The following is a 733-nucleotide window of genomic DNA, read 5'->3' as shown; positions in this document are numbered from 1 at the left end:
GCAAAACACCTGCTTATAGTGACGGTAAGCGGTACTATTAGAAAACGAACGACCTGGAGGCATCACGATGACGCAACTTCATCTCGGCTTGGACCTGTCAACCAAGCGCACGCGTAAGCGGGAGTTTCTGGACGAGATGAGACGAGTGGTGCCATGGTCAAGGCTGATTGCATTGATCGAGCCGCATTATCCGAAGGGGAAGACCGGTCGCCCGCCATTTCCGGTGTCGACGATGTTGCAAATTCACTTCCTCCAACAATGGTTCGGTCTGTCGGATCCCGCGATGGAAGAAGCCCTCTATGATGTCCCGCTGTATCGAGAATTCGCAGGCCTCGATGGAGGGATGACCCGTCTTCCGGACGAAACGACTATCTTGCGGTTTCGGCACCTGCTCGAAGCGCATGGCATCGCTGCGCAGATTCTTGCGGCCGTCAATGAAATATTGAACGAAAAGGGATTGATGCTTAAGGCGGGTTCGGCTGTCGATGCTACGTTGATCGCAGCGCCCAGTTCGACCAAGAACGGCTCGGGCACACGTGACCCGGAAATGCAGTCGACCCAGAAAGGCAGGAATTGGTACTTCAGCATGAAGGCGCATATAGGCGTGGACGCAGAATCAGGCCTCGTTCACACGGTCATCGGCACGGCGGCTAACGAGCACGACATCAATGCGGCCCTTGCACTGTTGCACGGTGAAGAAACGGATGTTTACGCTGACGCCGGATACCAGGGC

Annotated in this window: 1 protein-coding gene; it reads left to right on the top strand. The window is 55.5% G+C overall.

Annotated features, from left to right (window positions below):
- Positions 1-67: 67 nt before the first annotated feature.
- Positions 68-733: IS5 family transposase (locus AWB83_RS35690; RefSeq protein WP_087050273.1), on the top strand; the 666-nt coding region annotated here is incomplete at its 3' end.

Origin of the sequence: Caballeronia ptereochthonis (assembly GCF_001545075.1) — a bacterium.
Lineage (GTDB): Bacteria > Pseudomonadota > Gammaproteobacteria > Burkholderiales > Burkholderiaceae > Caballeronia > Caballeronia ptereochthonis.
Note: the sequence above shows the minus strand (reverse complement) of the source record. Positions and strands in the feature narration are given on the sequence as shown.